Here is a 20,485-nt window from a genome sequence, read left to right as displayed (position 1 = left end):
CATGTCCCCGGCAGTGCATGCTTCTCCATCGGTGGAGGTTTCACCGTCGGTGGAGGCTTCCCCGTCAGTGCAGGCTTCTCCGGCAGCGAAGGCGCGCGCAGCCTCCAAGCCGGTTGCACGTGGCGCCAAGGCGCCCACCCTGAGGTATGAGCGGACCTTCAAGGCCCAGGGCGTACGGTTCCTGGCCGGCGTGGACGAGGTGGGCCGCGGGGCCCTTGCAGGCCCTGTCAGCGTGGGAATCGCCGTCGTCGACCTGGAGCGCCAGAAGCCGCTGGCAGGCGTGCGGGACAGTAAACTGCTCAGCCCGGCCGAGCGGGAACGGCTGGATCCCCTGGTGCGGCGGTGGAGCGTGGCCTCAGCGGTGGGGCACGCCAGTGCGGACGAGATCGACTCCCTGGGGATCATTGCCGCCCTGCGGCTGGCGGGAACCCGCGCCTGGGGGAGCATCCTGGACGCCGGAACCATCCCGGACGCTGTGCTGCTGGACGGAAGCCACAACTGGCTTTCCCCGGCGGAACAGCTGTCCCTGTTTGACCAGCCCGTGCTGGAGGCGGGCTGCGAGGCTCCGGTCCACACCAAGGTCAAGGCGGACATGCAGTGCCTCAGCGTGGCCGCCGCCAGTGTCATCGCCAAAGTGGAGCGGGACCGGATGATGCGGGAACTGCACACTGAGTATCCCGATTATGGATGGGACATCAACAAGGGCTACGCCACCGCTGGCCACCGGAACGTGCTGCGTGCTGCCGGCCCCACGCCCTACCACCGGGTCAGCTGGCGGCTGTTCGGCGGGGAGCTGCAGGGCGTGGACGTCCCTGACGGGGAAGAGTCGTACGAAGACTGACTCCTGCGCCCGGCGCCAGGCGCGCCGCACATGGTGCAAGATGGAAGCATGAGTGCTGAAGATCTTGAGAACTATGAAACCGACATGGAGCTTCAGCTCTACCGTGAATACCGCGACGTCGTCGGCCTGTTCAGCTACGTTGTCGAGACCGAGCGCCGCTTTTACCTTGCCAACCACGTGGACCTCCAGGCCCGCAGCGCCGACGGCGAGGTCTACTTCGACCTGACCCTCCAGGATGCCTGGGTGTGGGACGTCTACCGTTCGGCCCGGTTCGTCAAAAGCGTCAGGGTCCTGACCTTCAAGGACGTCAACGTCGAGGAACTGCCCCGCAACGAGGAGCTGGCCCTGCCCAAGGATGTGGACCTGGGCAACTAGCGCCACCACTTTCCCTCCACATCAGGCCCTGTCCACATACGGCAGGGCCCTTCTGTCTCCCGCAGACCTCCGCCGCCAGGCTGGTTGCGGAGGTAGAAATGAAATCAAAAGACCTGTTGGGCAGGCACGGCGAGGACCTCGCCGCCGGCTTCCTTGAAGCTTTGGGCATGCTGGTGGTGGAGCGCAACTGGCGGTGCGCCGAGGGCGAGATTGACATCGTTGCCCTTGACGGCGATGCCCTGGTCATCGCCGAGGTAAAGACCCGCCGCTCCCTGGACTATGGCCACCCTTTCGAGGCAGTGGGCCCGGAAAAGCTGGCACGGCTGCACCGTTTGGGCGCTGCTTGGTGCCGGGACCGGGAACTGCGAATGCCGCTGCGCCGGGTGGACGTCATCGCCGTAGTGGACGACGGCGGCGGCGAACCTGTGGTGGAGCACCTCAAGGGGGTGGGGTGATGGCGCTTGGCCGCACCTACTCCATCGCCCTGGTGGGACTGAATGGCTACCTGGTCGAGGTCGAGGCGGATATCGGCCAGACGCTGCCGGCGTTTGTCATTTTGGGCCTGCCGGATGCTTCGCTGAACGAGGCCAAGGAGCGTATCCGTTCCGCCGCCAAGAACTCCGGCATCCCGCTTAGCCGCAGGAAGATCACCGCCAATCTCATACCCGCCTCGCTGCCCAAGCGGGGATCCGGGTTCGACCTCGCCGTGACCATGGCGGTGCTCCGGGCAGCGAACGACATCAAGCCCACCGGACGCACTGTCTTCATCGCTGAGCTGGGACTCGATGGAAGGCTGCGGCCCGTCCGTGGCATTCTGCCTGCGGTCATGGCGTCGGTCCAGGCAGGCTACTCCGAGATCGTGGTGGCACAAGCGAATTTTGCCGAGGCTTCCCTCGTCCCGGGTGCCAGTGTTCGCGGGTACCGCACACTGGCGCGGCTGGCCCTCGACTTCGGCGCTGATCCCCAGGAGCTTGCCCTGGATTTCGAACCGGACGACTCCGACGATCACGCGGATGGTGCTTCGCCGCCGGGGCCGTGTCCGGACATGGCAGATGTCTCCGGCCAAGGCGACGCCCGCAGGGCATTGGAAGTTGCAGCCGCAGGGGCACATCATCTGCTTCTCACTGGGCCGCCGGGTCCCTGTCCTTAACCATCGATATGACGTTGCGCTCGTATATCAGGATTATCTGGTGTTGGCACTGTCGCCGTGGACGTTCTGTAACCGAGTGATCAGTGGCAGTGTCAAAGAGAACCGGGCACCGACCAGCCCGTTAGGATCGGAGCATGATCATCACCAGCAGCACACCTGGATATCCATATCAACAAGGACGGAAATCTGCTAGCTGGGAAGACTTCAAGGGCCAAATCCGCAGCGTTGATCGCGATACTCTCCTGATTCAATGCGCCGCGGCGAGTGCGGCGATTACTCCCAATGACGACCGCGACGATTCCCTGAGTCGGCGGGGGCTCAACCCGTGGAATATTGCCGACGTTGCGCGCACGTCACTTGCATGGGGATCGTTCCAACGACCACAAGCTGACAGCAAAGTCCTTCTGCGCCTTTGTAATATGAACGTGCACCTGACCGATGAGGAACTTCGCTCAAACCCCGATCGGTCTGATGCTTTCGCGAAGACCCTCACGCGGATGTACTTCGAGCAGTTCCCCGGCCAGCGAAATATTTTCCCGGCGCTCTCAAGAACCATTCTCCTCTTTGGCTCAATGAGCGAACATCCAAACGGCTTTTCGCCGGAAAAGATGACCGCAGGTTGGTTCGAGGAGATCACGAACGGCCTGACGCTTGACGACTACGTCGAATCGGTGTTTGTCATATCTGTTGGCGCTCATTCCAACAACGGCGTATTTAGTCTTCAGTGGCTAACCGGTGAGGCATTTCAGGGGCTGGGGGAGGTGCTCTCGTTTAAGGCGCTGCGGCAGACGTTTACTGAGCAGCTCGTCACCTCCGTGGCCGAGTTCAAGCGGGTGAACCGTCAGTTCCAAGACCATGCGACCTCGGCTCAGAAGAAGTTCGCGTTTAACCCCCTTGCGAATCGACCATTCATCGACGGAATTACTGATGATCCGATCGCGCCTTGGTGCCAGGCGATCATTGCCAAGGCCCTTCCGCCGGCCATCTATTTTCTCGGCGTCCAAGCATTCGGCGACGGTTTCGCTCGAGATCTGGGTCACGTGTTTCAGCATTATGTAGGCCGTCACCTGGAACTCGTCAGCGGTGATTGCTCGTCCAAGCCTGAGGTTCCGTATCTTTTCAAGAAGAACCGCATCGATTCTTGTGACTGGTTCCTTGACCTCCCCGGGTTGCTCGTGCTGATTGAGTGCAAGGCAAGACAGCCCATTGAGGCTCTTAGGGTCGGTAGGGACAGCTGGCTCGATTCGGTCTCCGGCTCAATCGGCAAAGGCATTGACCAGCTGAACCGGTCGCATCGAGATATCGAAGCTATCGCAGCCGTCAACCCGGAAATCGACCCGACAAAAACACGCGTAGGGCTCGTCATTACCTTGGAACCGTTCTATATGGACCAAAACTGGCCGATGCGCGCGCAACTACCGGATGCGGATTTCCCTGTGGGGGTGCTGTCCATCGAAGAACTGGAGTCGCTTGTCACGCTCTCGGGCGATGAACTGGCCGACCTACTAACGAAAGCAGCGCACGATTCCGTTGACGGAGTATTGCTGATGACGCCTACCCTGAAGGCGGCGGCCGGACGGGAGAACCTGCTCCTGGCGTCCACCTGGGATTCAATTGGGCTGTTCAAGCGCATTGATGACGAGCAGAACCGCAAGGCAGCTACCTAAGTGTGCTTCGAAGCTTCCGCGTCGATGTTGCCCGGTGCAACGCCAAGGCACAGTGGCACCGACCGCTAGGATCGAAGGGATGGTCCCGATAGTCGAATGACTGCGGGTTATTTTTTGGGGGCAGCTGAAATGATGTTCGGGGAAGGGCTGTTCGCCAACGGCCGGCCTGAGTATGAAAAGGAACTCGGAGCGGGTATCACGGAGGCGAAAGTGCTGATTACGGTCAAGGCCGCTCCACAGCCCTCGGCTAACCATGGTGACACTGTTTGCGTGGCCGGTCTCAGACTTGCGGAAGGTGGCCCGGAATGGATCCGTCTTTACCCGATTCCTTTCCGCTATCTCCAGGCTGACGCGAAATTCAAGAAGTACGACATCGTGAAGCTAAAGCTCACACCAGCGGCCAAAGATCGACGACCCGAGAGCTACACCCCTATCCTTGATTCCTTGACCATCGACTCCCACCTTGAGCCGTGGAAGCCACGGCACCCACACGTTGACCCGCTTATCGATGCATTCAACACCTGCGAACTCAACTCCCGCGCTTTGAACGGATCGGCCGGCCCATCCCTGGCTGCCGTAGTGCCGGCGGACATCGACAAGCTGGAATTACGACTTTTCGACGGGTGGACCTCGGAGCAACAAGCCAAGATGGAAGCCCATCTGAACCAAGACACACTCTTTGGACCCAAGACGGACAAATCGATCCTGTCCCCGCCGAGGTTTGAAGGTCATTATCGCTACCGCTGCACTGGCAGGATTTGCAAAGGACACCGGCAAGGTCTGCTGGATTGGGAATTCACCGAACTTCAGCGGCGGCACGCGGGGGACACCGATGAAGCCGCCAAAGCGGCAATCCAAAAGAGATTCCTGGATCAGCTGTGCGCTCCGGCCCGCGGTCCGGTGTTTTTCCTGGGTAACCAGCTGAAAAGACCCCAGGCGTTCGGAGTCTTGGGCGTTTATGCAGCAGGGGTTCGTTAGCTGCCGACCAGAGCCGCCAGGCGTTCTTTTACGCGCGTGAGAACGTATTTGCGGTGGCAGCACAGCTCGCTGGCCTCAAAGCACAGCACGGCCACACGCTGCCGGGAGGCAAGGTCGGTGAGCTCAATAATCTTTTCAGCAGCTGATTCGCTGTCAAGCAGAGACTCGAAACGCTCGCCCGCAACCTTTGCAGCCGGAGTTCCCGGAGCCCAGAAACCTTCACGGTTGTCTTTGGGATTCCCTAACGCCGGCATGTGGCTGTAGCCGATGCCGGCTTCGGCTAGTGCTTCGCTCAGCGCCCTCTTTGAGAAGCCTTTTTTCCTTGAGATCGGGTTCAACCGAACGTCCACGACCGTCCCGATTTTCCAAGCCGTCAGTTCCTCAAGGAACGACGCAATGTCCTTCCCTTCGTAACCAACACCGATGACGCCGCTCGTTTCAGTCCACATGGTTTCATTCTTGCACGGGCGCAAAATCGGCCGACGTCGCACCGCTTTGCCGCAGCCTCTACCGGTGCGGTCAATCCCATGTCTGGCCGCACCAGCAGCGGCCCTCCTGGTGCTCCTGGATGACAAGGACACGTTCCTCTCCGAGCAGGATGATGTCTTCGTAGCTGAGCATGCCCCCAGTGCAGCATCAGCGGGCCGGCTGCCGGTAGGGGCGTCTTGGTCTATGTGGAAAACCGCAGGTAACGGCATCGGAGCCCTCTGTCCGTGAGCCTGCTGTGACTACCACCGAAATCCGAACGGCGGCGAACCAGGGACGAGTCTCCAGTTCCGGGGACCTACGCTGATGCACCATCAACTCTTTCCCTCACCCTCGACGGCGGGTTTGGCCAGCGTGTGCTGTCGGAACTCGACAGTTAGTGAACATGTGGTGATTGCAGTGGAAGGGGGACGTTTGTGCTGATTTCGCAGGGATCTTCCCCCCTCGTTTATGAGGTGGGAAACATACCCCTCACATAGACCTCCGGGGGTATGACCTTAAACATGTATATGAGAAGGGGCCAGCACGCCAAGCCATCTCACGGCCGTCTCTGGTCTTCAGATGGTCCTGAACTCCATCAGCCCTCGGCCTCGGCCCGTTCTTCCGCACGCCTGCATCGACCCGAATGCCTCTAGGACGACGGGGCCTCCAAGAGGAGAAGGTTTTCGCCCCGACGCGTCAGGTTGTGGTGTGTGCCCTAGCCGGACTCGCCTAGCGCCTGCGTCGCTGTGATGTTAGACGGGAAGGGCGTCCCTGCCGACATCTCTGAACAGTAGCTGGGATTCATGCGTCACTTCACGACTGGGGCCCGGTTGATAGCGGCGGAGGCTGTTTCACAGTTGGAACACTGTGGGCTGCGACACACTCTTTACCGTGGATACAGATGCCGTGGCGGCTGTCACATTTGGGGGCGCCGCGGCATGACTACCCGCGCTTCTTAGAGCGGGTGCAAGGACATTCCCACCTATCTGTTCCGCTGGCCAATGAGCCTGTTTCAAGGGAGAAACACATGACAAGCACCAAAGCATCGCCGCCGGCGATGACGCCCCGCCGGGCGGCGACAGCCGCCCTCCTCGGTAGTGCACTGGAGTACTACGACTTTTTTGTTTACGGCGCGGCAGCGGCCCTCGTTTTCAATGTGCTGTTCTTTCCTTCCGGAGATCCCGCTGTTGCCTTGATCGGATCGTTCGCGACTTTCGCGGTGGGTTATGTGGCACGGCCCGTCGGCGCAATGGTGATGGGGCACTTCGGCGATCGTCTTGGCCGCAAGAAGGTCATGCTCGCCACGGTGGTCATGATGGGTGCCGCCTCGTTCTCCATCGGATGTCTTCCGACATTTGACCAGGTGGGACTGCTGGCCCCGGCACTGTTGGTGGTCTTGCGAGTGGTCCAGGGTTTCTCCGCGGGGGCTGAATCCGCAGGCGCCTCGACGTTGACAGTTGAACATTCCCCCGTTGGACGCCGGGGCTTCTTCACCAGCTTCGTTATGGTTGGCTACGCGGTCGGCTGCTCGTTGGCGACCATTGTTTTCCTTCCCGTGGCGCTCCTGCCCGCCGAACACCTCTATGGCTGGGGCTGGCGGGTTCCCTTCTGGCTCAGCGCGGTCGTTGTCGTGATTACTTACTACGTGCGGAGCCATCTGGAGGAAACGCCCGTGTTCGCTGAAGCGAAGGAAGAACGCGCAGTCCGGAAGCTGCCGCTGAGCGATGTTTTCAAGTACCACTGGCGCAGTGTGATTTGTGTTGCCGGGGCATCGCTGATGGCAGCGATGCAGACTTTGTTCGCTGTTTTCAGCTTGTCCTACGGAACCTCGGTCGGGGTGGACCGGAGTGCGATGCTCGCGGTCATCTCGGGCGCCATAGCGCTGTCCGTCTTCACTCTTCCGGCAGCGGGCTACCTCTCTGATGTCATCGGCAGGAAGCGGACGATGCTGATTTCCTCTGTAGGGTGTGCGGTCACGATCTTCGGTTACCTTTGGGCGATATCGACGACGGACGTCCTGCTGATCGGGGTCTCCGCGTTCATCAACATGACGTTGTTCTTCAGCTGCTACAACGGGGTGTGGACGTCGTTCTTTGCCGAGCAGTTCCCGGCACCTGTGCGCTTCACAGGCATGGCTGTCAGCAATCAGCTGGGCAATCTCCTGGCCGGCTTCGCGCCGATGGTCGCGGCGATGATTCTCGTGCCGGGCCCGTCCGGCTGGCTGCCGGTAGCAATCTTTGGTGCGGTAGCCGCCGGCATCGCGGCCGTCGCAGTCCTCGGGATGCGCGAGACTTCCAAAACCCCCACAGAGCTGCTCGGTGGGCCGCGGGCTCAACCCACAAATCCCAAACGTTCCCTGGACGAGCCTGCCGGGACCAAGAGGACCGTTCAGGCGGTAACGGACTAGACCCAGTAGACCCTAAAAGGATGGGCCCCCGACGGTTTTTCGTCGGGGGCCCATTTATTTTGGCCTGTGTTGCTCGTTCCCGGGCTAGGGTCCCGGAAGGATCATTCGTTCGTCGTCGTCAATTTTCAGGGCACGCATTTTCCGGTACATGGTGGTGCGCCCGATACCCAGAATTTCCGCGGCACGGGACTTGTTGCCGTTGGCTTCCGCCAGGGCGGCGACGATGGTATCGCGCTCGGATTGCTCGTAGCGGCTGAGCGAGGAGAGGGTTGTCTGCCGCATGGGGGCTGGCAGGTCTTTTGTTTGGATCAGGCCGGTGCCGGCCGAACGTCGCAAGTGGGCAAGGAGCCGTGCCATCTCGGCGACGTTACCGGGCCAGCGCCAGGCCAGCAGGCATTGGAGGGCTGCGGGGGAGAACCGTGGCGCCGGCGCCCCGGGAAAGAGTTCGGCCGAAACCTCACGCACGATGTCCAGCAACTCACCGCGCAGTTCCACAAGGGAAGGCAGTCGTACCAGCCCTTGAAGGTCCTCGGCTTCGTGATTGGGGTTGAATGGGCCGCTGGTCCGTTCGGTAAGGATGACACGTGCCCCGGGGTGGACGCCGGGGCGGTGGGCCGCCGCAAACTCGGTGAGTCGGTCCACCAGATCGTGGCCGATGCCTGGTCCGGCGGTAACGAGGATTCCGCAGCCCTCGGCTAATGCCGCTTCCATGAGGGCCCAGGCCGTTGGGTCCTCGGTGAGCATTTCTGCGGTGAATGTCTTGGGCTCTCGCCCAGTGTGCTGGCGCAGCCATTTTGAGGACTGGTGATGCTTCCCGGTACCAGGGCCCCCGGTGACGCGGATCAGGCCATCGGCCGTGGCGGCAGCGGTGAGTTCGCGTTGGAGCACGCCGTAAGAAGTCGTCGTCCGGGCTTGGCGGGAGGATAGGCCGTCCAGCACTTCGCGGAGCGCGGGCGCAGACCTTTGCTCTGGGTGTTTGCCGACGGAAACCCCGCCCTCGGCGGGCGCACTGGCTGGCTCCGTAAATTCCAGCGCGAAGATCGCGTCCTGGCCAGCGCGGCCGAGACGGCGCACCATGGCTTCGGTTCCGAGCACCGGAAGTTCGAGTTGCAGCTTGTCCTGGTCCCAATGGTGCATGCGCAGCATCTCCCACAGGTAGGCGTGGGACTCGGCGTCAAAATGGGCGAGTGCGGGAAGGTCTGTCATCACGGTTTCTGAGTTCATGACCAGGACCGGATGCTTGGAGGACCGGAACTGGCGGTACGTTCGGGCCAGCTCGAGGTTCCGGGAATCGGCCATCAGCTCAAGCGCCTCGGCGATCTGATGACCGGCCTGCCGGGCCATGGAAACCATCAAGGGGCTTGAGGCGTCAACGTGGGAGGCGATGGACAGCGATCCCACGATCCGGCCCGTGATGGGGTGCTTGATGGGCGCTCCCGCGCAGGCCAGTCGGGCCAGGGCATCGTTAAAGTGTTCGTGGCCGCGGACGAAAACCACTCCGCGCCCCTCAATGGGGGTGCCGAGCCCGTTGGTGCCCAGAGCCTGTTCGGAAAAGACGAACCCCTCCGCGGCGTTGGCGTTGTCCAGTGTGCGCGTGTCCTGGGCATCGACAATGCGCCGGGAGACGATCCGGCCCTCCTCATCGGCGAGGAAAAGGGCCATCCGGGTGTCGGTGAGATTGTTTTGCCACTGGTCCAAAATTCTTCCGGCAGCGCGCAGGATTGCACTGTCCGGATCGACTTCGCCAAGGATGTGGGGGCCGGTTGCAGGGTTGACGTGGTTCGAGACGGATCGCCGCCAGCTTTGTTCGATTTCTTCAGCTACCAGCGACGCGGGGATGGAAGCCCTGACGAGGCCTTCCGTGATCAGCCGCTCGCGGGCGCTCCGGAGCGCGTCTTCGCGGCGTGATTTGTCCATCACTTACTCATTCTCAAGCAGTCAAAACGATGCGTCCAGCAATCCCGCCGGCGGTCAGGTCGTCCAGGGCCCGGGACACTTCGGCCGCAGACAGGGTCCTTTCGGACACCGGGATGGTGGGAAGTTCCCCTGCTTTGGCAATCCGGACCAGATCCTGCAGTTGTGAAAGTGTCCCGACAAAGCTGCCTTCGATGCGGATCATGCGCAGCGCCAGCATGGCAGTCGGAAGGGTGACTTCACCGCCGAAGAGTCCTACCTGGACCATTGTCCCCGCTTTGGCGAGGGCGTCGAACGCGGCCGTAGCGGTGGCACCGTTGTTGACGAAGTCGACGACGGCGCTGGCCGGCCCGCCTGCCGCGCGTTGAATGTCGGCTGCCCCGCTGCCGGCTCCGGAAAGGACCGTGCTGGTGGCGCCCATGTCCCGGGCCAGGGCCAGGTTCCGTTCCGCGACATCGACCGCGCAGATGTTCCGGTGGCCCCGGGCACGGAGGATCGCTATGGCGGTCAGGCCCAGCCCTCCTGCCCCGAAGATGACCACAGGCTCGTCCGGCTCAAGCGGAAGAACCTTGTCCACGGCACTGTGGGCGGTGAGGCCGGAACACGCCAAGGTCGCTGCCCAACTCGGGTCAAGGCCCTCAATGTCCACGAGGTACTTCTCGTCGGGCACGATGATGTACTCGGCGTAGCCGCCGTGGCGTGCGACCCCAAGGTTCTGTCCGGCGGCGCAGCGGTTATCGTGGCCTTCCCGGCATTGGCGGCATGTGCCGCAGCCGATCCACGGGTAGATCAGTCGCACGTCTCCGGCGCTGACGGATGCAACGTCAGCACCTACCTGTTCGACAACGCCGACTACTTCGTGGCCCAGTACCATCGGGTACTGGATGCCGCGGTCTTTCATGCTCATGTGTCCGCGGCTGCCCAGGTCGTAGCCGCCTTCGCGGAGGTGGGTGTCGGTGTGGCAGACGCCAGCCCGCATGACCTTCAGAAGTACCTGCCGCCCCTCGGGGCGTGGCGTCGAGAACTCCAGGTCATGGATGGTGGCATCGTCCGGGAGGACGGCGAATGCATGCATTGCGGAACACCTCTTCATTGTGGCAATCGGTATCCATCCATCATGACCAACTATTGCTGCAGCTTCCAATACCAATCCGGGACCCCTTTAGTGGGCGATCCGGTATCAATGCATCCGCTGGAGTGTTTCACATTGGAACACGTGTGGCATGGAACACAGACCTACCTTTGATTCAGAGGCCGCGGCACCCACCACAACAAAGGAGGGCCGCAGGCACCCACAAACCACGTCAAAGGAGACCTACCATGACCACCAACCTTGTTGAACAGTCCGGCACCGCTTCCGCCGAAGCCGGGAGCCAGGACGTACTGCGGAACCTCTACGCTGATTGGGCAGAGATCATGGCGACCACGCCGGACCTGACCATGCGCCTGTTCCGTTCCATTTTTGACGAGTGGCACCAGCCAACGGTCGAGCCCGAGGGCGTCATGTACCGTGAGGACACCGTTGGCGGGGTTCCGGGCATCTGGTGCCTGCCCGAGGGGGCGGACCAGAGCAAGGTGCTCCTGTACACCCATGGCGGTGGATTCGCCGTAGGTTCGGCCTCCAGCCACCGCAAACTGGCAGCCCACGTCGCCAAAGCACTTGGATCCGTCAGCTTCGTGCTGGATTACCGGCGCGCCCCCGAATTCCAGCACCCGGCACAGATCGAAGACGGCGTGGCCGCCTTCGATGCCCTCGTCGCCTCCGGCATCGCCCCTGAGGACATCACCACCATCGGTGATTCCGCCGGCGGCAACCTCGCCATCGCCATTGCCCTCGCGCTCAAGGAACAGGGCAAGCGCACCCCCGGCCGAGTCATCGCCTTCTCACCGTGGCTGGACATGGAAAACAAGGGCGAAACCCTCGTCACCAACAACGACACGGACGCCCTGATCACCCCCGAGCTGCTCGAAGGCATGATCGCCGGCGTCCTCGGCGGCACCATCGATCCCAGGACACCCCTGGCCAACCCGCTGCACGCCGACTTCAACGACTTCCCGCGTCTGTACATCACCGCCGGCAGCGTCGAGTCGCTCCTGGACAACGCCACGCGTCTGGAGCAACGCGCCAAAGCCGCCGGCGTGGACGTCACCTTGTCCATCGGCGAGGGCCAGCAGCATGTCTACCCGTTCCTGGCCGGGCGGTCCGCCCTCGTGGCACAGGAGTTCGACAAGCTCGCGGCCTGGTACCGGAAATAACCCGGCCACCTTACGAAGCCACACCATCCACTATTTCGTCCCCTGCATCAGAACGACAAAGGAGTTCGCCATGACTGCACAGAACACTTTCCAGACCGTTGACGCCGTCGTCATCGGCGCCGGCTTCGGCGGCATCTACGCCGTCCACAAGCTTCACAACGAGCAGGGTCTGACCGTTGTCGGCTTCGACAAGGCCGACGGTCCCGGCGGCACCTGGTACTGGAACCGCTACCCGGGCGCTCTCTCTGACACCGAGAGCCACGTCTACCGCTTCTCCTTCGATAAGGGCCTCCTGCAGGACGGCACCTGGAAGCACACCTACATCACCCAGCCCGAGATCCTCGAGTACCTTGAGGACGTCGTTGACCGCTTTGACCTGCGGCGCCACTTCCGCTTTGGTACCGAGGTCAAGTCCGCCACCTACCTCGAAGACGAGGGCCTGTGGGAAGTGACCACCGGCGGCGGCGCGGTGTACCGGGCTAAGTACGTCATCAACGCCGTGGGGCTGCTGTCAGCCATCAACTTCCCGAACCTGCCCGGGATCGACACCTTTGAGGGCGAGACCATCCACACCGCCGCCTGGCCGCAGGGCAAGTCCCTCGCCGGTCGCCGCGTGGGTGTGATCGGCACCGGTTCCACCGGCCAGCAGGTCATCACGGCGCTGGCACCGGAAGTTGAACACCTGACCGTCTTCGTCAGGACCCCGCAGTACTCCGTCCCGGTGGGCAAGCGCCCCGTGACCACCCAGCAGATTGACGAGATCAAGGCCGACTACGACAACATCTGGGCACAGGTCAAGCGTTCCGGCGTAGCCTTCGGCTTCGAGGAAAGCACCGTGCCGGCCATGAGCGTCACCGAAGAAGAACGCCGCCAGGTCTACGAGAAGGCCTGGGAATACGGCGGCGGCTTCCGCTTCATGTTCGAAACCTTCAGCGACATCGCCACCGACGAGGAGGCCAACGAGACTGCGGCATCCTTCATCCGGAACAAGATCGTCGAGACCATCAAGGATCCGGAGACGGCACGGAAACTGACGCCGACGGGCTTGTTCGCCCGTCGCCCGCTCTGCGACGACGGCTACTTCCAGGTGTTCAACCGGCCCAACGTCGAGGCTGTCGCTATCAAGGAAAACCCCATTCGGGAAGTCACGGCCAAGGGTGTGGTGACGGAGGACGGCGTGCTGCACGAGCTGGACGTCATCGTCTTCGCGACCGGTTTCGACGCCGTGGACGGCAATTACCGCCGCATGGAGATCAGCGGGCGCGACGGCGTGAACATCAACGACCACTGGGACGGGCAGCCCACCAGCTACCTGGGCGTTTCCACAGCGAAGTTCCCCAACTGGTTCATGGTGCTGGGACCCAACGGCCCGTTCACGAACCTGCCGCCGAGCATCGAGACGCAGGTCGAATGGATCAGCGACACGGTGGCCTACGCGGAGGAAAACGGAATCCGGGCGATCGAGCCGACCCCGGAGGCCGAAGCCGAGTGGACCGAGACGTGCACACAGATCGCGAACATGACGGTGTTCACCAAGGTCGATTCATGGATCTTCGGCGCGAACGTTCCGGGCAAGAAGCCCAGCGTGCTGTTCTATCTGGGCGGCCTGGGCAACTACCGCGGCGTCCTGGACGATGTCACCGCCAACGGATACCGCGGCTTTGAGCTGAAGTCGGAAGCCGCCGTCGCTGCCTGACCCGGCAGCCCTCACCGCTGCCGGCCGGCGCCATCGACCTGATGGTGCCGGCCGCCGGCCTTGATTATTACGTCATTCACCACAGAGGAGAACCACCCATGGGTGTGTACACCACGATCGACCCGGCCACCGGGGACGCAACCGCACAATACCCGGAGATCTCCGACGCCGAGCTGGACACTCTCATCAAAAACAGTGCCGCGGCCTACCGTTCCTGGCGCACCACAACCCTGGAACAGCGCCGTGCCGTCCTGACCCGCACCGCCGAGATCCACCGCGAGCAGGCAGAAGAACTGGCCAAGCTCCTCACCCTGGAAATGGGCAAACCAATCGCGCAGGCCAGGGGAGAGGTGGAACTGGTCGCGTCGATCTACCAGCACTACGCCGACAACCTGGAGGAGTACCTGGCCGATGAATCCCTCACCTTCAGGGGCTCCGGCACGGCTGTCGTCCGCACCGAACCGATAGGACCACTCGTCGGGGTCATGCCATGGAACTACCCTTACTACCAGGTCGCCCGGTTCGCCGCCCCGAACATCGCCTTGGGCAACACCATCATCCTCAAGCACGCCCGTAACTGCCCCCAGTCCGCCCTTGCCATCGAAAGAGTGCTCACTGAGGCCGGATTGCCGGCGGGTGTATACGCCAACGCGTTCATCTCTTCGGCCCAGGTCGCTGCCGCCGTCGCTGACCGGCGCGTGCAGGGAGTGTCCCTGACCGGATCCGAAAAGGCCGGAGCTGCCGTCGGCGAGGTCGCCGGCCGGAATCTGAAAAAGTGCGTCCTGGAACTGGGCGGGTCAGACCCGTTCATCGTCCTCGATGATGCCGACATCGACGCCGCAGCGGCCGCCGCCGTTATCGGCCGGCTCTCCAACGGCGGCCAGGCCTGCACGGCGTCGAAGCGGTTCATCGTCGCGGACAGCGTGTACGAGGAATTCCTTCAAAAGTTCCTCGACGCGATGGCCTCCTGGCAGACCGGGGATCCCACCGACTCCGGGACCAAGCTCGGACCACTGGCCTCGGCCGCGGGCGTCGAGGAACTGGACGAGCTTGTGCAGGACGCAGTCTCCCACGGCGCGAAACTCCTGCTCGGTGGGGAACGCCCCGACGGTCCCGGCGCCTATTACCCTGCCACGGTCCTTGCAGGCGTCACACCTGCAATGCGTGCCTTCACCGAGGAACTGTTCGGCCCCGTAGCCGTCGTCTACCGCGTCGGCTCCCTGCAGGAAGCGATCGATTTGGCCAACAACTCACCGTTCGGACTGTCCTCCAGCGTGTTCACATCTGATGCCAGGAACGCGGAGCGGCTGGCCGAGGAGCTTGAGGTCGGCATGGTCTGGATCAACAGCACCAGCAAGAGCTCGCCCGACCTGCCGTTCGGCGGCGTCAAGGGCTCGGGCTTCGGGCGGGAACTGGCCGGGTACGGCTTCAACGAATTCGCCAACAAGAAGCTGGTCCGGAATCCGGGAGCTCGCTGAGTTATGGAAGCGTCATGCTGCGGGCTTATCTGCCTGCAGCATGACGCACCCAGTTAAGCAGGGTGAGGTTCCTTTGCGAAAGCGGGGAAGAGGGCAGCGACAAGCCGTCTGCCAAACCCTTCATCCAGGGGAGAACCGCTGAGGAACAAGCGGTAGTAGATCGGGCCGAGCAAGAGGTCGGTGACCAGCTCGGGGTCAAGTCCCTCCCTCAGCTCTCCTCTTGCAATGCCCCGTTCGACGAGTGCCGTGACCTCCTGGACGCGTTGGCTCACCACCCTCTCCCGGTAGGTTCGGGCAAGCTCTGCATCGGCGGCAACTTCTGAAACCAGGCCCTGCATGATCCGCCCCAGGAGCGTGTTGGACATGAGGTCCACGGTCCGGTCGACCAGCCGCGTCAGTTCAGTCAGTGTGTCAAGAGCATACGGCTGCGTGCTAACGTCGCCGACCATGTCCAGCAGCACAGCAAGGGCCAGATCATTCCGTGACCGGTGGCGGCGGTAGATGGTGGTCTTCGCGACCCCGGACCGTTCAGCCACTCCTTCAATGGTCAGGCTGCCGAAGCCGGATTCCGCCAATAGCTCCCGGGCAGCGTCCATAACCGCCCGTTCCGTCCTGGCGCGCCGCTTCTGATGCCCCGACACTACGCCCCCAGCTGATGCCCCCTGGCCACCGCCTAAAGAATTCATTGGGATACCGCCCTTCCGTCGCCGCGCCATCAAGTGCTAATATTGCTACGCAACGTAGCGTTTTATTTCTATTGTAAGGCTACCACCCCCGGACCAGCCTAGAAGGGCAGCATCATGGCCACAGATCGATACCAGCGCGGGCTTGACCGCATGATGGAACTCGTCTCCACGGAACACTCCAACACGTTCGACCACGCCAAGCTGGTCGAGTCATACCAGGCTCTGGACTCGGAACTGGGGGACTACATCGTGTCCTTTGCCTTCGGTGACATCTACTCCCGCGACAGCCTGACCCAGCAGGAACAGACGATGGTGACCATTTCCACGCTGGCCGCACTGGGCACGGAGGTCCAGCTGAAGCTTCATATCAACGTTGGCTTCAACGTGGGCCTGACGAAGGAGAAGATCGTCGGCGCCCTGATCCAGTGCATCCCCTACATCGGTTTCCCCCGCGTCCTCAATGGCCTGACCCTCGTCAAAGACGTCATGGCAGAACGCGGCAGGACCTCCGAAGCCGGTACCGACTGAGGCCTGACCTCGGGCTCTCCTGCGTCCCGACGCCCCACTACTACGACGAAAAGATCACATCATGAGCAAGAAAATCGGTTTCGTAGGACTCGGAACCATGGGACTTCCCATGGCAGTCAACCTGAATAGGGCCGGCTTCGAGGTGATCGGGTACGACGCCTTCGAGGGATCCCGCCAGAAGGCTATTGCGGCGGGAATCACCATGGCCGAAACCTTGAAGGACGTCGCCGAACAGGCCGACGACGCGATCGTGTCCATGGTCCGTGACTACGCCCAGAACGTCGACGTCATCCTGGGCCAAGACGGGCTCCTGTCCGCCAATCCCAAAAACCTGACCATCATCGTCATGAGCACCCTGGACCCGGACACCATGAACGAACTGGGCCAGCAGGTCGAGGAACACGGCGAGGTCAGGCTCATCGCCGCCGCCGTCAGCGGGGGTTCGACCGGGGCCGAGGCCGGCACCCTGTCGATCATGGCATCCGGTGCCGAAGACGTGGTGACCGCCGCCTCGCCGTACTTCGACGCTGTCGGATCCAACACCTTCTACTACGGCAGCAAGCCCGGCAACAGCCAGGCAGCGAAGCTGGTCAACAACCTCGTCCTCGGCATCAACATGAACGCCGTCGCCGAAGGGCTCAAGTTTGGCGCGCAGTACAACCTGCCCGAAGCCGAACTGCTCAACCTCTTCAAGGTCAGCACTGGCGACAGCTGGGTTGCCCGGAACTGGGACGCAGTCTCGGAGTGGACCGCTGACACCGCCCTCGCAGTGCTGCTCAAGGACCTCAAGGCCGCACACCTGAAGGGCCTCGAGCACCACGTGGCCATGCCCTTCAACGCCCTGTCCTCCACCCAACTGTTCGACTCCATGGGACAGAACAACCTGCAGACCAAATAGCCGAACCTGGAGCGGACAGCACGGCGGAAGCGCGGTCCACCACGCAGTAGTGGTGGGCCGCGCTTGGGTGGAGTAACCGCAGAACCGCACCTGGCGTCCTTGAAGCCGGCCGACGGCAGGGTCATCGACAGGGGCTGCACGGCGGCTGGCGAAAGCGTGGCGTGGGGGCAGCCTGCTGATTCAGCTCCAGTCGAAGAAGCCCTTGCCGGTTTTCCGGCCGAGTTCGCCGCGGGCGACCTTTTCACGCAGTATCTGTGGGGGAGCGAACCGCTCACCGAGGGTTTCATGGAGGTATTCGGCGATGCCGAGGCGCACGTCCAGGCCAACGATGTCTGTGGTGCGCAGCGGCCCCGTGGGGTGTTTGTAGCCGAGGACCATGGCGTTATCGATGTCCTTAGCTGAGGCAACGCCTTCCTCGACCATGCGCATCGCTTCCAGGGCAATCGCTACACCGAGCCGGGATGACGCGAAGCCAGGGGCGTCGTTGACCACGACGGCGGTCTTGCCCAGCCCCTGGACCCAGCTCCGTGTCTGCTCGACGAGATCGGGCCGGGTCTGCTTGCCAATGACCACCTCAATGAGGGTGGAAGCCGGGACGGGGTTGAAGAAGTGCAGCCCCAGGAAGTCCTGCGGCCGTTCCAGCTCCTCCGCCAGGCCGGACACCGACAGCGAGGATGTGTTCGAGGCCAGCACCGCGCCAGGGGTGAGTTGTTCTTCGACCCTGCGGAGCGCTGCCACCTTCAGTGTCCAGTCCTCGGGTACGGCTTCCACGACCAGCTCGCGGTCACCGAAGTCCGCGTAGTCCACAGAAGTCTTCAGGCGGGAGACCATCTCATCGAGGTTGCCACTGTGGGGGTCACGCTCGATGGATTTCGCTGCTGAGGATGCGACCCGCTCACGGCCTGCTTGCGCGGAGGCTTCATCACGTTCGATGACCACCACGTCTGCCCCCTTGATGAGGAAGGCGTGGGCGATGCCCGCTCCCATGCGACCGCCGCCAAGGACGCCAACGCGCGCAGGGAGCTCGCCGGTTCGACCGGATGGCTCTGATGGATTATTCATTTACTTCTTCTTCCTGTCGAGGAACGCCTGCATGCGGTCGAACTTTGCCTGGGACTCGAAAAGCATGCCCTGGGCCAGGGTGTCGATGACGGGATGGACCTCCCGTGGGGCGTGGAACACGGCCTTGGTGAGGCGTACTGCCAGCGGATCCTGCACCGCAATGGCGTCCGCCAGGGCGTGCGCCGAGTCCATCAGTGTGCCCGGCTCCACGAGTTCGGTGATCAGCCCGACCGCGAGGCACTCCTGAGCCGTGAGGACTTTGCCGGCGAGCAGGATCTGCTTGGCTACCGGCTCCCCGACGAGCTCCTTCAACCGCCAGGTAGCACCGGCCGCGGCCAGGATGCCCAGGTTCGCCTCGGGGTTACCCATCCGCAGGGCAGGAGTGCCGATCCGGAAGTCGGCCGAGTACGCCAGTTCCGCGCCTCCGCCGAGCGCGTATCCGTCCAGCGCGGCGATGACCGGCATGGGCAGCTTGGCGATCCGGTCGAAGATCCCGGAATTGATTCCGGCCAGCGCGTCATCACGGCGCCGCTCACGCAGCTGTGCGATGTCAGCCCCGGATGCGAAGACGGCTTTGGTCCCCGTGTCAGGGTTGCCGGGCGTGCCCGAGAGGATCAGGATTTTCGGTGTGCGTTCCAGGTGCGCGCACACTGCGTGCAGCTCATCCACCATGGCCTGGTCGATGGCATTCTTCACCCCGGGGCGGTGCAGCCGAACCGCTAAACGGTCCCCGCGCTCCTCAAACAACAGCGTCTCGAAACGTGAGCCGTCCAGCCTTGTCCCGGCGTCGTTCACTACGGCTGTCATCAGATGCCTTCCAGGAGCAGGGCCGTGCCCTGTCCGACACCCACGCACATCGTGGCCAGGCCCAGCTTTCGGCCATCCGTGGCCTCGCGCTCGAGGCGCCCGAGCAGCGTGATGACCAGCCGGGACCCGGAGGAACCCAGCGGATGCCCGAGCGCGATGGCGCCGCCGTCGTTGTTCACCGTGTCGGGTTCGAGCTTCAGCTCGCGCATGCAGGCCAGGGCCTGCGAGGCGAAAGCCTCATTAAGTTCTACGGCAGCCAGATCGGCTACCGCGACGCCGGTCCGGTCCAGGACTTTGCGGGTGGCCGGGACCGGGCCCATGCCCATGATTTCCTGGGCGACACCCGCGGACGCGCCATCGAGGATGCGTGCCCGTGGAGTGAGGCCATACTTTTGCACGGCTGCCTCGGACGCGACGATGATCGCCGAGGCGCCGTCGTTGAGCGTCGATGCGTTCCCGGCGGTGACGACGCTGCCGCCCTTCACTACCGGGCGGAGGCCGGCGAGGACGTCCACTGAGGTTCCGGGGCGAGGACCTTCGTCGGTGTCCACGTTGGTTTCGGCGCCCTTGCGGCCCCTGACCGTGACTGGGACAATCTCGTCGGCGAAGCGCCCGGATTCGATGGCTGCGAGGGCGCGCTCGTGGGAGCGGACGGCGAACTCGTCGCAGTCAGCACGGGAGATGTTGTATTCCCGGGCCACTTCCTCTGCTGTTTCGGGCATCGAATAGGTTGCCTTGCCATCACGTGAGAGTTCCCCGGACAGGAAGGCAGGGTTGGGGAAGCGCCAGCCGATGGAGGTGTCAACGACGGCGCCGGGTTTGGCGAAGGCTTTGTCCGGTTTCTCCATGACCCACGGAGCGCGGGACATGGATTCGACACCACCGGCAACCACGATGTCCGCGGCACCGGCCTTGACCATGTGGGAGGCCATGATGATGGCGCTCAGCCCGGAGGCGCAGAGCCGGTTGACGGTAACACCGGGGACCGTGTCGGGGAAGCCGGCGAGCAGCCAGGCCATGCGGGCAACGTTCCGGTTTTCCTCGCCGGCGCCGTTGGCGTTGCCGAGGATCACCTCGTCCACGACGGCCGGGTCAAGGCCTGCGCGTTCGACGGCGGCCCGAACAGCGATGGCAGCCAGATCGTCCGGGCGGACGGAGCTCAGGGCGCCGCCGTAACGACCGACAGGGGTGCGTGCCCCGCCGATGAGGAATGCTTCAGTCATGGAAAAGCTCCTTCAGTGAATCTTGGTAAGGGTGAAGATGAGTCAAGGCAG

At 62.9% G+C, this 20,485-nt stretch carries 18 protein-coding genes and 1 pseudogene; 12 read left to right on the top strand and 7 right to left on the bottom strand.

The annotated features are described in order from the left end of the window. Nucleotide 1: 1 nt before the first annotated feature. The 6 genes and pseudogenes from LFT49_RS12705 to LFT49_RS12680 all read left to right on the top strand — a co-directional run bounded on the left by LFT49_RS12705 (nt 2) and on the right by LFT49_RS12680 (nt 5,011). Nucleotides 2-841 carry a ribonuclease HII gene (locus tag LFT49_RS12705; RefSeq protein WP_237428434.1) on the top strand — a complete coding sequence of 280 codons (840 nt, stop codon included), beginning with the start codon at nt 2-4 and terminating at the stop codon, nt 839-841. A gap of 48 nt (nt 842-889) precedes the next feature. After that, a complete protein-coding gene (locus LFT49_RS12700; protein WP_056335405.1) occupies nt 890-1,216 on the top strand; it encodes a DUF2469 domain-containing protein in 327 nt (108 codons plus the stop codon). Between the two features lie 98 nt (nt 1,217-1,314). Further along, entirely contained in the window at nt 1,315-1,671 is a 357-nt protein-coding gene (locus LFT49_RS12695; protein WP_236798650.1) for a YraN family protein, read from the top strand. Continuing rightward, a pseudogene (locus LFT49_RS12690) lies at nt 1,671-2,354 on the top strand (magnesium chelatase domain-containing protein); the annotation flags it as partial. The gene LFT49_RS12695 and the pseudogene LFT49_RS12690, both read left to right, overlap by 1 nt. Nucleotides 2,355-2,500: 146 nt before the next feature. Then, nucleotides 2,501-4,033, top strand: coding sequence for a hypothetical protein (locus LFT49_RS12685; protein WP_192477168.1), 1,533 nt, complete (start codon nt 2,501-2,503; stop codon nt 4,031-4,033). 96 nt (nt 4,034-4,129) lie between these two features. Continuing rightward, the gene (locus LFT49_RS12680) at nt 4,130-5,011 is read left to right on the top strand and encodes a hypothetical protein (RefSeq protein WP_237428433.1); all 882 of its coding nucleotides are present in this window, start codon (nt 4,130-4,132) and stop codon (nt 5,009-5,011) included. Here LFT49_RS12680 and LFT49_RS12675 read toward each other — a convergent pair. Further along, nucleotides 5,008-5,460: a DUF488 domain-containing protein gene (locus tag LFT49_RS12675; RefSeq protein ID WP_192477076.1), complete on the bottom strand. Its 453-nt coding sequence runs from the start codon at nt 5,458-5,460 to the stop codon at nt 5,008-5,010. The genes LFT49_RS12680 and LFT49_RS12675 overlap by 4 nt on opposite strands. Nucleotides 5,461-6,380: 920 nt before the next feature. On the opposite strand from LFT49_RS12675, the gene LFT49_RS12670 reads away from it, so the two are divergent. After that, the gene (locus LFT49_RS12670) at nt 6,381-7,886 is read left to right on the top strand and encodes an MFS transporter (protein WP_237428432.1); all 1,506 of its coding nucleotides are present in this window, start codon (nt 6,381-6,383) and stop codon (nt 7,884-7,886) included. A gap of 84 nt (nt 7,887-7,970) precedes the next feature. Here LFT49_RS12670 and LFT49_RS12665 read toward each other — a convergent pair whose 3' ends face one another. Both LFT49_RS12665 and LFT49_RS12660 read right to left on the bottom strand, forming a co-directional pair. Then, nucleotides 7,971-9,803, bottom strand: a complete 1,833-nt coding sequence (locus LFT49_RS12665; protein WP_192477086.1) for a sigma-54-dependent Fis family transcriptional regulator — start codon at nt 9,801-9,803, stop codon at nt 7,971-7,973. Between the two features lie 13 nt (nt 9,804-9,816). Then, complete coding sequence (locus tag LFT49_RS12660) at nt 9,817-10,875, bottom strand: alcohol dehydrogenase (protein WP_192477088.1); 1,059 nt, start codon at nt 10,873-10,875, stop codon at nt 9,817-9,819. Nucleotides 10,876-11,120: 245 nt separating this feature from the next. Here LFT49_RS12660 and LFT49_RS12655 point away from each other — a divergent pair, with 245 nt between their 5' ends. The 3 genes from LFT49_RS12655 to LFT49_RS12645 all read left to right on the top strand — a co-directional run bounded on the left by LFT49_RS12655 (nt 11,121) and on the right by LFT49_RS12645 (nt 15,230). Continuing rightward, nucleotides 11,121-12,056: an alpha/beta hydrolase gene (locus LFT49_RS12655; protein WP_192477090.1), complete on the top strand. Its 936-nt coding sequence runs from the start codon at nt 11,121-11,123 to the stop codon at nt 12,054-12,056. Between the two features lie 70 nt (nt 12,057-12,126). Next, nucleotides 12,127-13,752, top strand: a complete 1,626-nt coding sequence (locus tag LFT49_RS12650) for a flavin-containing monooxygenase (protein WP_192477092.1) — start codon at nt 12,127-12,129, stop codon at nt 13,750-13,752. Between the two features lie 98 nt (nt 13,753-13,850). Next, nucleotides 13,851-15,230: an NAD-dependent succinate-semialdehyde dehydrogenase gene (locus LFT49_RS12645; protein WP_192477095.1), complete on the top strand. Its 1,380-nt coding sequence runs from the start codon at nt 13,851-13,853 to the stop codon at nt 15,228-15,230. Between the two features lie 53 nt (nt 15,231-15,283). Here LFT49_RS12645 and LFT49_RS12640 read toward each other — a convergent pair whose 3' ends face one another. Continuing rightward, a complete protein-coding gene (locus LFT49_RS12640) occupies nt 15,284-15,826 on the bottom strand; it encodes a TetR/AcrR family transcriptional regulator (protein WP_225668760.1) in 543 nt (180 codons plus the stop codon). Nucleotides 15,827-16,030: 204 nt separating this feature from the next. Here LFT49_RS12640 and LFT49_RS12635 point away from each other — a divergent pair, with 204 nt between their 5' ends. Then, a complete protein-coding gene (locus tag LFT49_RS12635) occupies nt 16,031-16,444 on the top strand; it encodes a carboxymuconolactone decarboxylase family protein (protein ID WP_192477099.1) in 414 nt (137 codons plus the stop codon). A gap of 61 nt (nt 16,445-16,505) precedes the next feature. Further along, nucleotides 16,506-17,342, top strand: coding sequence for an NAD(P)-dependent oxidoreductase (locus tag LFT49_RS12630; protein WP_237428431.1), 837 nt, complete (start codon nt 16,506-16,508; stop codon nt 17,340-17,342). A 180-nt stretch (nt 17,343-17,522) separates the two neighbouring features. On the opposite strand, the gene LFT49_RS12625 is transcribed toward LFT49_RS12630, so the two are convergent. Genes LFT49_RS12625 through LFT49_RS12615 form a run of 3 tightly spaced genes read right to left on the bottom strand, consistent with a single transcriptional unit; the run spans nt 17,523 to nt 20,434 of the window. Then, nucleotides 17,523-18,404: a 3-hydroxyacyl-CoA dehydrogenase family protein gene (locus LFT49_RS12625; RefSeq protein WP_192477103.1), complete on the bottom strand. Its 882-nt coding sequence runs from the start codon at nt 18,402-18,404 to the stop codon at nt 17,523-17,525. After that, a complete protein-coding gene (locus LFT49_RS12620) occupies nt 18,405-19,211 on the bottom strand; it encodes an enoyl-CoA hydratase/isomerase family protein (RefSeq protein ID WP_192477105.1) in 807 nt (268 codons plus the stop codon). After that, nucleotides 19,211-20,434 (bottom strand): thiolase family protein, encoded by a 1,224-nt coding sequence (locus LFT49_RS12615; RefSeq protein ID WP_192477107.1) that lies wholly within the window; start codon nt 20,432-20,434, stop codon nt 19,211-19,213. The genes LFT49_RS12620 and LFT49_RS12615 overlap by 1 nt, the downstream gene beginning before the upstream one ends. Nucleotides 20,435-20,485 lie beyond the last annotated feature (51 nt).

This window comes from Arthrobacter sp. FW306-06-A, assembly GCF_021870055.1.
Lineage (GTDB): Bacteria > Actinomycetota > Actinomycetes > Actinomycetales > Micrococcaceae > Arthrobacter.
This window is presented reverse-complemented; position numbering and strand designations above follow the sequence as displayed.